Below are 12,483 nucleotides of genomic sequence, written 5' to 3' on the forward strand. Positions count from 1 at the left end.
GCGCCGCAGGGCGGACGGGGCGGACGAGAGCGCCCCGGCCGTCGAGGGCGACCTGGTCGTGGAGGGCGGCACCCTGCTCGACCCGGCGACCGGCGAGGTCACGCAGGACGCGGTCGTCGTCGTGCGCCGCGGTGTCGTCCGGGCCGCCGGCCCCCGCTCCCGGGTGCGGATCCCCGACGGCCTCCCGCGGCTCGACGCACACGGGGGCTCCTCGGCAGCGGTGGCATGGCGGGCGGCCCGGAGGGCCGCCCCTCGTTTGTATACCAACGGCTGGAAGCCGACAAGATCGAGCAGGCTCATGCACGGTGATCCAGGGGCTGTGCGGTGATCGTTCGTCCGTCCTTCGAGCATTCGGTATACAAAAGTGGAGGCCGTGTGAAAGGTGGCTATCCGAAGAGGGAGCGCAGCGCGACCGTCCTGCTGTCGCGGACATGGAGCAGGGTGCTGGCCGCCGCCGACTCCTCGTCGCCCGCCGCGATGTGCCGGAACATCTCCGCGTGCTGCGACCGCATGTGGTCCGGCTCCTCGTGCAGGCCGAAGAGCAGCTGGAGCTGCCAGCTCAGCTGCTCCATGGTCCGGGCGAGGAGCGGATTGCCGCCCAGGGACACGATCTGCTCGTGGAACGCGGTGTGCGCCGCCACCTCGCGCTCGTCCTCGTCCGCCGCGGCCGCCTGTTCGGCCCGTTCCAGCAGGGCGGCCAGGGCCGCGAGACCCTCCGGTTCGCCCTCCGCCCGCGCGACCCGCCGCGCGGCCAGGCGCGACGCCTGCACCGCGAGGGGTTCCCACACCTCGTACAGGTGGCGCACGTCGGCGCGCTCCAGGCGCCGCACCCGCACCCCGCTGTGCGGCAGCAGCTCCAGCAGGCCCTCCGCCACCAGGGCCCGGAGCGCCTCCCGGACCGGGACGCGGGACATGCTCAGTTCCTCGGCGATCTCCCGCTCCACCAGGCGGGAGCCCATCGGGTACCGGCGGTCCACGATCCGCTGCCGCACCGCCTCGCGCGCCTGCGCGCTCAGCGGAGTGCGCCCGCCCCCGCCCGGCGCCGGGGCCGCCTCCGGTCCGCTGCCTGTCACGTGCACCGTCCTCCGCTCGCCGTGTCCTGGGCGAGGATACGGCGAGCGGGCCGGGCGAGGGACGGCGGTCAGCCGCGGCGGCGGGGGCGCGGGCGGCGGGCCCTCACCACTCGGAAGGCGGCGGTGGCACGACGACCGGCSGCCGGTCGTCGCAGGTGATGGTGTTGGGCAGCAGCCGGTCGGTGAGCCAGCCGCCGTCGTTGCCGCCCCGGTCGGTGAGGGTGAACTCCGATCCCGTCGCGGGGAAGTTGAACGCACCGCAGTTGTTGACGCCGACGGCGCCGACGTTGCGGGCGTCCACGTTCTCGAAGGTGGCCGACCCCTGTGTGCGGGCGCTGACGACGGAGTTGCCGGTGCCGTCCACGCGGATGTCCCGGAAGTGGACGGCGGGGATGCCGTACCGGTCCTTCACCCCGTACTCGCTCACCAGCATGATCGCGTTGTGGGTGCTGTCGAGGTAGTGGTCGCCGGTCACCCGGATGTCGGCGTCGATGCTCCGGTCGAGTGCGTAGAACCAGATCGCCCCGAGTCCGATCCTCCAGTTGAGGTCGAGGGTTCCGGCGCGGACCGTGGTGTTGCCGGTGAAGCGGAGGGTGCCGGTGAAGGGCTCGGCACCGAAGCGGGAACCGGCGTGCAGCGCGCTGCCCTCGCGGACCGGGTCGGCCACGAGATTCCCGCTGACGGTGTTGTCGGCGCCGCCGTAGAGGGCGATGCCGTTGGCCAGGGTGGGCGACTGGACGGTGTTGCGGGAGAAGGTGTTGCGCGCATCGGCCGTCGTGTCCGACCACATGGCGAGACCGTCGTCCCCGGTGTTGCGGACGAAGTTGTTGTGCACGAGCGAGTCGGTCACGCCCGTGTGGAAGTTGAGCGCGTCGGCGATCTGGTCGGCCACGATGTTGTTCGTGACCCTCACGTTCGACATCGGGCCGTCGAACCACAGGCCCACCTTGGTGTGGTGCAGGTACAGGCCGTCGATCGTGGAGTCGCTCATGGCCCCGCCGATCGCGTTCACCTGGTCGGTGTCGACCCGCTCCCGCACATCGCCCTCGATCGCGAAGCCCGAGAGGTGGACGCCGCGGCTGCCGCCCTCCGCCGCGCTCTTCCCGTACAGCCCGACCCCTGTCGTCCGGGAGCCGTCCGGGGCGGGTGCGCCGAGGGCCGTGGCGCGGCCCTTGAGGACGGTGTGCCAGTTGCCTGCGCCCACGACGGTGACGTCGTCCACGACGATGTGGCGGTCGACGCGGAAGGTGCCGGGCGGCAGGTAGACGGGCCGGTCGAGCCGGCGTGCGAGGGCGACGGCCCGCTCGATGGCGGGGGCGGCGTCGCGCCGGCCGGTGGGGTCGGCGCCGAGCATCCGGACGTCCACGCCACCGCGCTCCACGTGCGGCCTGGCGACCAGTTCGCTGTCGAGCAGGTCGACGACGGTCCAGGCGGCGGGGCTGCCGGCGGGCACCGTCAGCCGGACGCGGTCCCCGGCCCGGTACGTGCGGCCGAGGTGCAGCCGCTGCTCGTCGTAGAAGTGGGTGGGCCGGAAGGGCTTGGCGATCTCCGGCGCCGGTGTGGTGGCCGCGGGGACGCAGGAGCACTCCGTGATCCACCAGTCGGGGTGGAGCAGGCCGGCCCGGGGGTCGTCGGTGAACGGGTACTGGTTGTAGAGCCAGGAGTACTGCGAGGTCAGCGTCATGGTCCTGCGGTGCCGTCCGTCGACGGTGACGTCGAGCGGAGCGGTGATGCCGCCGCCCTCGGGGGCGTCGGGGATGCTGTAGCGGACGGTGATGGCGTTGGCGTCCCGGGGCAGCACGAATTCCACGTACCGGCCGGGTGCCAGGCGCACGGCGGAGCGCCCCGACGCCTCGGAGGCGAGGGTGTAGGGCGTCCGGTCGGGGCCGATGACCGTGCCGTTGCCGCCGGCGTTCTCCGCCTCCTGCTCGTCGAAGGCCACGGTGGCGCCGCGCCCCGCGACGAGCGAGGGGTCGACGGCGGCCCGGGTCACCACGGGAGTGTCCGGGCGCGTGGCGGGTGCGGCCGGCCGGCCCTCCGCTCCCGCCGCGGGCGTCGCGCTCAGGAACAGGGCGAGGACGGTGGTCACCAGGGCGGCTCGCCGGCCGCTCCGTGTGCCACGGCGGGCACGGTTCGAGTACATCCGGGGCTCACTTCCGTCGGCCGGCAGGGGTGCGCGCCGGGTGCGTGCGGCACGGGGCGGCGTGGGGACAGTAGGGCCCTGAGCGAGCAGTCCACAAGGGATCTGTCGAGAATTTGCGCGCTGGAATCGCAATGATTCATGAGAATGTTGCGGGCTTTCCGTCCCTCGGGAGCAGGGCGGCGAGCGCGGCAGCACCGTCGAGCAGGCCCCGGGACCGGGCGACGACAGCGGCCTCGCGGGCGTCCAGGGCGGACGCCACGTCCTCCCACCGGCGGCCGTGCCGCAGCTCCGGCATGAGGGCCCGCAGCGCCCCGATGCGGTAACCCGCCCTGCGCAGCTGGTGGACGACGCGCGCGTCCCGCACCTGGGCCGGCGAGTACCGCCGCGTGCCCCGCAGGGGGTCCCGGTCCGGGACGGCGAGGCCCTCGGCGTCCCAGTGCCGCAGCGTCGACGGCCGCACACCGAGCGCCCCGGCGAGCTCGGAGACGCTCATCGCGTCCGAGGCGCGCACGCCCTCGATCCGCTCGCCGGAGATCGCCCCGGCCGCCTCCCGCGCACGGCGCAGGTCCGTGCGCTCCGCGTCGAGCCGGGCGTGCGCCGCGTCGAGGAGCGCGAACACCTCCGGTGACGCGGGGAATCGGTGCGCGGCCCGCACGATCCGCTTCGCCTCGACCGGACCGGCGCCCGCGGCGAACGCCCGGTAGGCCAGCGCGGATTGCACGTGCCGCTCCCCGTACAGCCGATGGCCCGAGGGCGTGCGCGCCGCCGGCGGGAGCACACCGTCCCGTTCCAGGTTGCGCACCTGCTGCACGGAGTACCCGGCACGACGCGCGACGTCGACGGTGCGCAGACGCACCGATTGGAGACCTGTCATCCCCCAGCCCCTTCGATCCCGGCTCCCTGATGCCACCAAGTCTCCACAAGCACCTGAATGGAACGCTGGAGCCCATGACCCAGGACGAGATCATCACCTTCGTGGGCGGCATGGACAGCGTGCTGACCCTCCGCCCGGCCCCCGGCGACGGCTCGCCGGACATCAGCTGGGGGGACACGTTCTTCTACTACGCACCGGACGGTGTCGTCCCGGCGACGGCCCAGCCGTTCGCGACGATCACCACCAAGGACCTCCCCGGCGACGAGACGTCGCGCCTCGACCGCCCGGACACCTACCGGGTGAACATCGCCGCCGGCGAGGAGGCGTTCACCCGGTGGACCGGTCACGCGCCCCGCGAGCCGGCTCCCGAAGGCACCGACCCCGCGGCCGGCGACACCGTGACCGCCCACCCCGTCTACGGCTCCGCCGGCTGGCTGGCGGTCGTGAACCCGGGCCCGCGCACCCGCGCGGCGACCGCTGAACTGCTGACCGCCGCCCACGGCCTCGCCCGCGCCCGCCACGACCGGCGCTCCGGCACCACGGGAGACTGAGGGCCCCGGGGTGACCGCCGCCGCCGGCGGTCACCCCCCACGGCGTCCGTGGGCGGGACCGGACCGGCCGGTGACCCCGGTCGCGGCGGCACCGCCCCCGGCAGGGAGGGCTTCCGGGGTTCGCCCCCGCCCCCGCCCCCGCCGTCGGCGCGCTGCGGGCGGTCCGGCGGAGCCGGAGCACCCGGTGACCGCACGACGGGGCCCGGCAACCGCCTCGCGGTTGCCGGGCCCCGTCGTGCCGCGGTGCGCGGCCGCGGTCAGTGTCCGAAGCCGCCCTTGGGCTTCTCCTTGGCCGCACGGGCCTTGCCCCGGGTCTCCAGGGCCGCGCCCTTCGCAGCGGTCGTCTCGTTGCCCATCGCGTGGGCCGCCTTCCGCACGGCCTTCCCGACAACCTGCTCGGTCTTGGCCTTGGCCTTCTCTCCGGCGCTCATGTCGGTCCTTTCGTCGCTGCATCCTTGCTCACCGACTCGCCTGCCCGGGCTCCCCGGGGAGAAACGCCTCCCGCTCATCCCGGTGGACGAGGTGAGGGTTCCGCCGGGGGACCGTTCCCGGCGGGCGCGGCCGCTAGGGGAGGATCGAGTCGACGTAGCCCCCGTCGACCCGCAGCGCACCCCCCGTGGTCGCCGAGGCGAACGAGGAGCTGAGGTAGACGACCATGTGCGCGATCTCCTCGGGTTCGATCAGCCGCTGGATCAGCGACTGCGGCCGGTGCTCCCGCATGAAGACCCGCTGCGCCTCGTCCCAGGGCAGATCCGTGCCGACGAGCCCGTGGACGAAGTCCTCCACCCCTCCGGTGTGAGTGGGTCCCGCGATCACGGAGTTGACCGTCACGCCCGTGCCCGCCGCCTCCTTGGCGAAGCCGCGGGTGACGGCCAGCAGAGCGGTCTTGGTCGTACCGTAGTGGATCATCTCGGCCGGGGTCACCACCGCCGAGTCGCTGGCGATGTTCAGCACCCGGCCCCAGCCCCGCTCCGTCATTCCCGGCAGGCAGGAGCGGATCAGCCGGACCGCCGACAGGACGTTCACCTCGAAGTAGCGCCGCCACGCGTCGTCGTCGATCTCCAGCGCGGGGTGCGAACCGAAGATCCCGAGGTTGTTGACGAGCACATCGACCACGGGGAGCCGGCCCAGTACGTCGGCCGCCCCCTGTTCCCCGGCGAGATCGCCGGGCGCCGCGACGAAGTCGCCGTCGGGCACCCGTGCACGCAGCCGCTCCACGGCCTCCCCGGTCCGGCCGGGGTCGCGTCCGTTGACCGCGACACGCGCGCCTGCCGCCGCCAGACCGGCGGCGATCGCCGCGCCGATTCCCTGGGTCGACCCGGTGACCAGGGCGGTCCTCCCGTCGAGGGTGATCTGCATGGGGACTGCACTCCTCAGGTGAGCGGATCCGCCGGGTGGGCGCGGTGCACCGGTCCGGCGCCCGGCGGGATGGTGCGGTGCGCCTCCATTGAGGCACCCCCGCGCGGACCGCCGCGGCCGACACGCCAACACCTCCTGCGTCCCGGCCCGATGCCGCCGGGTCGCGGACACGGCGCCGCCGTGCCCGGCCCTGCCGGCCGGGAGCCGGTCACCGGCCGTGCGTGCCCGGCGCCCGATGCCGCCGGGGACACCGACACCGCGCAGGCGGGCTCGCGTTCGGGACCGGCGGTCACCGGATGTCCGACGCGGCCGCCGTCGCCGCCCGCCGTGCGACGGTCCGGTCCCGGATGAGAGGATGCCCGGCGACAAGGCGACGGCGGACGAGGAAGCCGGTGTGAATCCGGCGCGGTCCCGCCACTGTGATCGGCGAGCCGGTCCCGACGAGCCACTGCCCGCGTGCGGGTGGGAAGGCCGGGAGCGGCACAGACCCGAGAGCCAGGAGACTCACGCGGTCGCCTCCTCGACGAACCCCCGGGGCGGATCTCCCCGGAGAGAGGGACGGTGCGCCATGCCCGCCACCCCACCGACCGGAACGACGACCGGAGCGACGACCGGCAGCACGGCCGCCGGCCCGGTGCCGTGCCGCATCGTCGTCTGCCGCGACTGCTGTTGCGGCAGCCCCAAGGTGACCGGTGTCGACCACGACGCCCAGACCGCACGCCTGCGCCGCGCGGCGCCGGTGAGCGTCTCGGACTGCCTCGACGTGTGCGACCAGGCCAACGTCGTCGTCGTGCGGCCCTCCGCCGCCGGCAGGGCCGCCGGCGGGCGGCCGGTGTGGCTGGGACTGGTCAACGACGTGCCGGCGACCGAGGACGTCGTCGCCTGGGTCCGCGCCGGTGGGCCCGGCGTCGCGCCGCTGCCGGACATCCTCGACCTGTACACGTTCACCCCGCCCGGGCGGCGGGCGACCTCCTGAGGCGGTCCGGTGCCGCCCGGACGCAGCCGCCGAGTACGGCGGTCCGGGCGCCCGGGCGGTCACTTGACGGGGTCGTGCCCCCAGTTCATCAGCGAGTGGCGCCACTTGGTGTCCGTGACGTCCCCGTCGGGCCGCTGTGCGAGGTGACGGTGGACGTACCCGTTCACCTTCCGCATGTGCGCGATGTCGGCATCGCTCAGATCCGACTTCTTCGTGTTCAGCAGATCGACGATGCGGCGTCCCGACGCGTGGCCGACGCTCTCCCCGCCGTCCTTCTGCCCCACGGCCCCGGACTCGTCCGTGCCGAGCCACTCGGTGAGTTCGGACGCCGTCATGTTGACGCTGTCCCGGAACGCGCGGTAGGTCTCCTCCCGGTCCTCCGGCATCAGGATCCGCCGCCCTTCTTCCGCAGGGCGTCCCGCTTGTGCACGGCGTTGCGGCCGGACGTGTCGCTCTCCACCTCGTACTGCGGCTCCTCGGGCGAGGCGTCCACCGTCCGGCCCGCCGCCTCGGTGCGGTCCGTGTGCCTGCCGGTGACCTTGCCGGTCACCTCCTTGCCGTGACTGCGCCACGACACCTTGTCGCCCTTGCCGAGCCTGCTCTTCTTCGACATGTCGTTCCCTTTCCGGTCCGTTCTCCGTCCAGGGTCGTGCCGGCCGCCCCCGGACACCACTGCGCGGGCGCGGGCGCGCGGGACAGCGGAATGCGCAGGTCCTGGTCGGGGACGGTGTGCAGCGCGCCCGACAGCTCCGTGACGAGGGCCGCCGGCGGAGTGACGGTGATGTCCCCGCCGGGCAGCGGTGCCGGGTGCAAACACTCCCGCCGCCCCGCGGGACCGGCGCGCCGGGCGCGTCCGGCACCCCGTCGAAGCGGCCCGGACCGAAGCACGGGGTGACGGCCCTGCCCACCCGGCTGCCGCAACCGCCGCGAGCTCCCGGCGGCGGCCCGCCTTCAGCCCTGCCCGGGTGGGGGCTCGGGGGACCGGTCGGACGCCGGCCACACGTACGGCAGGTCGTCCGGGACGTCGGGGAAGCGGTCGCGGTAGTGCGCGGGATCCTTGCGGACCAGCGCCGACCGATGGCTGCGGTGGAAGTCCGCCGAGCCGAGCCAGGGCGGCAGATCCCCCGCCTCCGCGAGACGGTCCTGGCTGCGGGCCGTGGACAGCGCCTCGGGCGCCCAGGCCCTGTAGTCGTGCACGAGGGTCAGCGCGCAGCTGTCGGCGCGCCCGGCGTCCGTCCACACCTCGCACACGTCGAGCCCGTAGCGGACGAGCGCCTCCTCGTAACCGGCCCACATCCGCACGGCGGGATGCCGCCGCCAGCCGTACCCGGGCACGGTGAGGCCGCGCAGCACCTGGAGCGCCTCCACCCGCTGCTTGCCCAGCCTCCTGGCGTCCAGGGCGGCCGCCGACTCCCGGAAGTCCGGGTACGGCAGAAAGGTCTGCATCCCGCTTCACCTCCTGTACGGGTGCCTGCGAGCGGCGGGAGACGCTCAGATGCCGACGGTGTCCAGCGCCTCGCCCATGCACGAGGCCGACGGCACGGCCCGGCCCGCGCCGGAGCGGTGCAGCAGCGTCCGCACGGTGGGGGACGGTGCGGCGACGCACAGGGGCAGGCGCCTGCCGACGGCGGTGAGCCACTCCACCAGCGAGTCGTCGGCCGACGTCACGGCACCGGCGTCGACGACCAGGGCCGCGTCCTTCGCGGACGCGAGGTCGTCGACCGTGCGGACCACCCGGTCGAGGTCCCGGCCGCGCGGTGCGTCCCCGAGGGTGATCACCCACGCCCGGCCGCGTCGCCGGACCCCGGGGGCCGTGATGCAGGGGGTGCTCGCTGTCATCTGCGTCTCTCCGAACGGGTCGTGGGCCGGATGGGCGGACGGGGCCCGATCCCGCCGGCCCGGACGTTCCTGCACGGCGACCGTACGGCCGCCGCCCGTCCGGCCGGACTTCCGGGCCCGCGTACCCCCACCCGGCGAGTCCACACCCGGTACGGCGACGGCGCCCCGCGAGTGCCCCCACCCGGGGGACGCGGCCTTCGGCGCACCCGACCGCCGCTACGGGCGGCGGGCCTCCCAGTCCGCCTCCCCGCCGGCGCCCAGGACGCCCGATGCCCGGGCGAGTTCGCCGGTGTCCAGACGCTTCAGATGCCTGCGTGCCACCCGGGCCACCAGCGGCGGGAACAGCGGACGCAACGGCTGGACGAGCCGCAGCCACGGCGGGCAGTGGACACTCGTCGCACGCCGCGCGACACCCCGCCGCAGCAGGCGTGCCACCTCCTCCGGCGAGTGCACCCGCGCGGCGAAGCGCGGCTGGGACGAGCGCAGCGCCTCCAGCACCGGGTGCTCGTCGATGTCGCGGGTCATCTCGGTCCTCGTCCAGTGCAGATACGCGATCCCGACATCGATCCCCTGCGAGGCCACCTCCGCGCGCAGCGCCTGCGCGAAGGACTCCACCCCCGCCTTCGAGGCGCAGTAGGCGCTCATCATGGGCGCGGCGCCGAAGGCCGCGGTGCTCGCGATCTGCAGGAAATACCCGCGCGTCCGGGCGAGCTGGGGGAGGAAGACACGCGCGGTGGTGGCACTGCCGAAGAGGTTGACGTCCACGACGCGTTCCCACAGCTCGGGGTCGCCGCCGGCGAACGGCCCCGTCGCGGCGATGCCGGCGTTCGCCACCACCACCGACGCCGGGCCCATCTCCTCCGCCACCCGGGCGGCGGCAGCCTCCATGGCCACCCGGTCCGTGACGTCCACCGCGAAGCACCGGGCGTCCCAGGGCAGCCCGGTGGCGACGGCCCGGAGCGATTCGACCTCCCGGCCCAGCAGCGCGACGCGCAGTCCCTGCGCCGCCAGCTCCCGCGACAGAGCCGCCCCGATGCCCCGGGCGGCCCCGGTGACCACCGCCACCCGCCGGTGCGCGATCGCGTCGTCGTCCATCGGATGCCCCTCAGCCCGGGGACCGGTGGGTCGACCGCCGGTCCTGTTCGTGTGTGCGGCTCGTCCGTGCGGCGCGCCCGTGGGGGAGGCTCCCGGCCCCCCGCGACGGGGACGGCCGGTGTCCGTCCGGGAGGCCGCCGCGGCAGCCGGGTCCTGAGTACCCGGCAGGGCCCGATGCACACCGTCCGGACCCCGGACGGCCTACGCCTCGGGCACGCCACGCACGTCCGGCGGACGGCCGGGCGGCGCGGCGGCTGCCCCCACCCGAACCCGGACCGGTCGGTTCCGCGCACCCCTCCACCGGCGTCCCCACCGGCGTCGAGGGCTGACGGACCGCGGCCGCGGGAGCACCCGCACCGGGCGGCGCCCGCCAGGACGCGGCAGGCCCACCGGTCTACCCTGAACGGGTCCGGCAGCGCACCCGTCCGGCCCACTCCAGGAGGGCTCATGGCACTGCGACACCGACTCGTCCACCGCACCCCCCGGCAGGTGTGGGACGTCCTCTCCGACGGCGACCGCTTCGGCGAGTGGGTGGTGGGGACCACCCGGTCGGCGGAGCAGGACGGCGACTGGCCCGCCGAGGGGGCCCGCCTCGCCTACACCGTCCGGATCGGGCCGTGGGAGGCGGACGGCCGGACGGTCGTCCGCGTCAGCGAACCGCCCCACCGGCTGGAACTCGAGGCCTACAGCGGCCCGCTGGGCACCGCCCGCATCGCCTTCGAACTGCGGCCCTGGGGCGACGACACCCTGGTGCTCTTCGACGAGCACCCGCTGCGAGGGCCGGGCGGGGCCCTGCACAACGCCGCCTTCGACGCCGTGCAGCAACTGCGGCACCGCGCGCTGCTGCGGCGGTTCGCGGAGACGGTCGAGTCCTCCACCGTCCCGGAGCGGCACTGATGCCCGACGCGGTCGTGATCGGCGCCGGCCCCAACGGGCTCGTCGCCGCGAATCTCCTCGCCGACCGGGGCTGGAGCGTCGAGGTACTGGAGGCCCAGGACCGCCCCGGCGGGGCGGTGCGCAGCGACAGCGGTGTGCTGCCGGGCTTCGTCCACGACATGTTCAGCGCCTTCTACCCGCTGGCGGCCGCCTCCCCGGTGCTGGCCGGGCTCGAACTCGGCCGCGAGGGGCTGCGGTGGGCGCGCGCCCCGCGGGTGCTCGCGCACCACCTGCCCGACGGGCGCTGTGCCGTGCTGGACGGATCACCGGAACGCACCGCCGAGGGGCTGGAGGCCTTCGCCGCGGGGGACGGTGAGGCGTGGGAGCGCCTGTACGAGGTGTGGGAGCGCCTCGGGGACGACATCGTGCGGGCCCTGTTCACCCCGTTCCCGCCCCTGCGTGCCGCCGTGCGGCTCGCGGCGCGCATGCGGGGCGCCGGCGGGCTGAGCCTGGCACGGACCCTGGTGCTGCCCGTCCGCCGGCTCGGTGAGGAGCACTTCCGCGGAGAGGGCGGCCGGCTGCTGCTCGCGGGCAACGCCCTGCACGCCGACCTCGGCCCGGAGGCCGCCGGCAGCGGCGGCTACGGCTGGCTGATGTCCATGCTCGGCCAGCAGGTGGGCTTCCCGGTGCCCGTGGGCGGCGCGAGCGCCCTGACCGATGCCCTGGTGTCGCGTCTTCGGCGGCGCGGGGGCGCGGTGCGCTGCGGAGAGGAGGTCGTCGGCGTCGTGGTGCGCGGCGGCCGGGCCGTCGCCGTGCGGACCGCCGAGGGCGAGGAGGTGCGGGCCGGCCGCGCGGTGGTGGCGGACGTGTCCGCCCCCGCGCTGTACGGCCGGCTCGTGGACCCCGCCCACCTGCCGTCGAGCCTGCTGGTCGCGATGGACCGCTTCCAGTGGGACTTCGCCACCTTCAAGGTCGACTGGGCGCTCGACGGCCCGATCCCGTGGAGCGCCCCCCAGGCGTCGACCGCCGGGACGGTGCATCTGGCCGACGGCGTCGACGGACTCACCCGCTTCGCCGCGCAGCTGGCGTCCGGCCAGGTGCCCGACAGGCCCTTCGTCGTCCTCGGCCAGATGACGACCACCGACCCCTCCCGCTCACCCGCCGGTACGGAGTCGGCCTGGGCGTACACCCATGTGCCGCACGACGTCCGGGGCGACGCCGGGGCCGCGGGCATCGGCGGCACCTGGACCGAGGCCGAGCAGACGGCCATGGCCGATCGCGTCGAGGCCCAGGTGGAGCGCTGCGCACCCGGGTTCCGCGGCCTCGTCAGGGCCCGGCGGCTGCTCGCCCCGCCCACGCTCCAGGCGCTGGACGCCAACCTCCACGGCGGTGCCATCAACGGCGGCACGGCGGCCCTGCACCAGCAGCTCTTCTTCCGCCCGCTGCCCGGCACGGGACGTCCGGAGACCCCCGTCCCCGGCCTCTACCTGGCGTCCGCCTCGGCCCATCCGGGCGGCGGCGTGCACGGTGCGCCCGGCGCGAACGCCGCACGGGCCGCCCTGCGCTCCTTCTCGCCCCACGGGATGCTGGCGCGGGCCCAGCGCACCCTCGCCCGGCGCTCCGCCGAACCGCGCGCCTGACAAGGCCCCGCCCGCCCGGTCGGCGGTCTCGGGGCGGGATGCGGCGGGTGCCCCGGG

General features: G+C 75.2%; 15 protein-coding genes and 1 riboswitch. Of the genes, 4 read left to right on the top strand and 11 right to left on the bottom strand.

The window, feature by feature from the left end; all coding sequences use genetic code 11:
- The 4 genes from EAO77_RS41385 to EAO77_RS20420 form a co-directional block, all read right to left on the bottom strand.
- On the bottom strand, positions 1 to 202 hold a 202-nt coding region (locus EAO77_RS41385), incomplete at its 3' end, for a hypothetical protein (RefSeq protein ID WP_187283330.1).
- Positions 203 to 386: 184 nt separating this feature from the next.
- The gene (locus EAO77_RS20410; RefSeq protein WP_261994053.1) at positions 387 to 1,073 is read right to left on the bottom strand and encodes a GntR family transcriptional regulator; all 687 of its coding nucleotides are present in this window, start codon (positions 1,071 to 1,073) and stop codon (positions 387 to 389) included.
- Between the two features lie 103 nt (positions 1,074 to 1,176).
- Positions 1,177 to 3,216 (bottom strand): glycosyl hydrolase family 28-related protein, encoded by a 2,040-nt coding sequence (locus tag EAO77_RS20415; protein ID WP_147989736.1) that lies wholly within the window; start codon positions 3,214 to 3,216, stop codon positions 1,177 to 1,179.
- A gap of 136 nt (positions 3,217 to 3,352) precedes the next feature.
- A complete protein-coding gene (locus EAO77_RS20420) occupies positions 3,353 to 4,090 on the bottom strand; it encodes a MerR family transcriptional regulator (RefSeq protein WP_147989737.1) in 738 nt (245 codons plus the stop codon).
- A gap of 74 nt (positions 4,091 to 4,164) precedes the next feature.
- On the opposite strand from EAO77_RS20420, the gene EAO77_RS20425 reads away from it, so the two are divergent.
- Entirely contained in the window at positions 4,165 to 4,641 is a 477-nt protein-coding gene (locus tag EAO77_RS20425; RefSeq protein WP_147989738.1) for a DUF6194 family protein, read from the top strand.
- 257 nt (positions 4,642 to 4,898) lie between these two features.
- Here the strand turns inward: EAO77_RS20425 and EAO77_RS38730 are convergent, their stop codons facing one another.
- Positions 4,899 to 5,072, bottom strand: a complete 174-nt coding sequence (locus EAO77_RS38730; RefSeq protein ID WP_187283331.1) for a hypothetical protein — start codon at positions 5,070 to 5,072, stop codon at positions 4,899 to 4,901.
- A gap of 133 nt (positions 5,073 to 5,205) precedes the next feature.
- Positions 5,206 to 6,000, bottom strand: a complete 795-nt coding sequence (locus tag EAO77_RS20430; protein ID WP_147989739.1) for an SDR family NAD(P)-dependent oxidoreductase — start codon at positions 5,998 to 6,000, stop codon at positions 5,206 to 5,208.
- A 380-nt stretch (positions 6,001 to 6,380) separates the two neighbouring features.
- A riboswitch (cobalamin riboswitch) is annotated at positions 6,381 to 6,506 on the top strand.
- A gap of 62 nt (positions 6,507 to 6,568) precedes the next feature.
- Here EAO77_RS20430 and EAO77_RS20435 point away from each other — a divergent pair.
- Complete coding sequence (locus EAO77_RS20435) at positions 6,569 to 6,976, top strand: (2Fe-2S) ferredoxin domain-containing protein (RefSeq protein ID WP_147989740.1); 408 nt, start codon at positions 6,569 to 6,571, stop codon at positions 6,974 to 6,976.
- A gap of 59 nt (positions 6,977 to 7,035) precedes the next feature.
- Here EAO77_RS20435 and EAO77_RS20440 read toward each other — a convergent pair whose 3' ends face one another.
- The 5 genes from EAO77_RS20440 to EAO77_RS20460 form a co-directional block, all read right to left on the bottom strand.
- Positions 7,036 to 7,362, bottom strand: a complete 327-nt coding sequence (locus EAO77_RS20440; protein ID WP_147989741.1) for a DUF3140 domain-containing protein — start codon at positions 7,360 to 7,362, stop codon at positions 7,036 to 7,038.
- Positions 7,362 to 7,589 carry a DUF2945 domain-containing protein gene (locus EAO77_RS20445; protein ID WP_147989742.1) on the bottom strand — a complete coding sequence of 76 codons (228 nt, stop codon included), beginning with the start codon at positions 7,587 to 7,589 and terminating at the stop codon, positions 7,362 to 7,364. Before EAO77_RS20445 ends, EAO77_RS20440 begins: the two co-directional genes overlap by 1 nt.
- Positions 7,590 to 7,927: 338 nt before the next feature.
- Positions 7,928 to 8,422: an MSMEG_6728 family protein gene (locus EAO77_RS20450; protein WP_147989743.1), complete on the bottom strand. Its 495-nt coding sequence runs from the start codon at positions 8,420 to 8,422 to the stop codon at positions 7,928 to 7,930.
- A gap of 45 nt (positions 8,423 to 8,467) precedes the next feature.
- Complete coding sequence (locus EAO77_RS20455; protein WP_147989744.1) at positions 8,468 to 8,815, bottom strand: hypothetical protein; 348 nt, start codon at positions 8,813 to 8,815, stop codon at positions 8,468 to 8,470.
- Positions 8,816 to 9,031: 216 nt separating this feature from the next.
- Entirely contained in the window at positions 9,032 to 9,910 is an 879-nt protein-coding gene (locus EAO77_RS20460; protein ID WP_147989745.1) for an SDR family oxidoreductase, read from the bottom strand.
- A 447-nt stretch (positions 9,911 to 10,357) separates the two neighbouring features.
- Here EAO77_RS20460 and EAO77_RS20465 point away from each other — a divergent pair, with 447 nt between their 5' ends.
- Positions 10,358 to 10,807 carry an SRPBCC family protein gene (locus EAO77_RS20465; protein ID WP_147989746.1) on the top strand — a complete coding sequence of 150 codons (450 nt, stop codon included), beginning with the start codon at positions 10,358 to 10,360 and terminating at the stop codon, positions 10,805 to 10,807.
- Positions 10,807 to 12,426, top strand: coding sequence for a phytoene desaturase family protein (locus EAO77_RS20470; RefSeq protein ID WP_147989747.1), 1,620 nt, complete (start codon positions 10,807 to 10,809; stop codon positions 12,424 to 12,426). Before EAO77_RS20465 ends, EAO77_RS20470 begins: the two co-directional genes overlap by 1 nt.
- The last annotated feature ends 57 nt before the right edge of the window (positions 12,427 to 12,483 follow it).

The sequence above is a fragment of the Streptomyces sp. T39 genome, from assembly GCF_008042045.1.
Classification (GTDB): Bacteria; Actinomycetota; Actinomycetes; order Streptomycetales; family Streptomycetaceae; genus Streptomyces.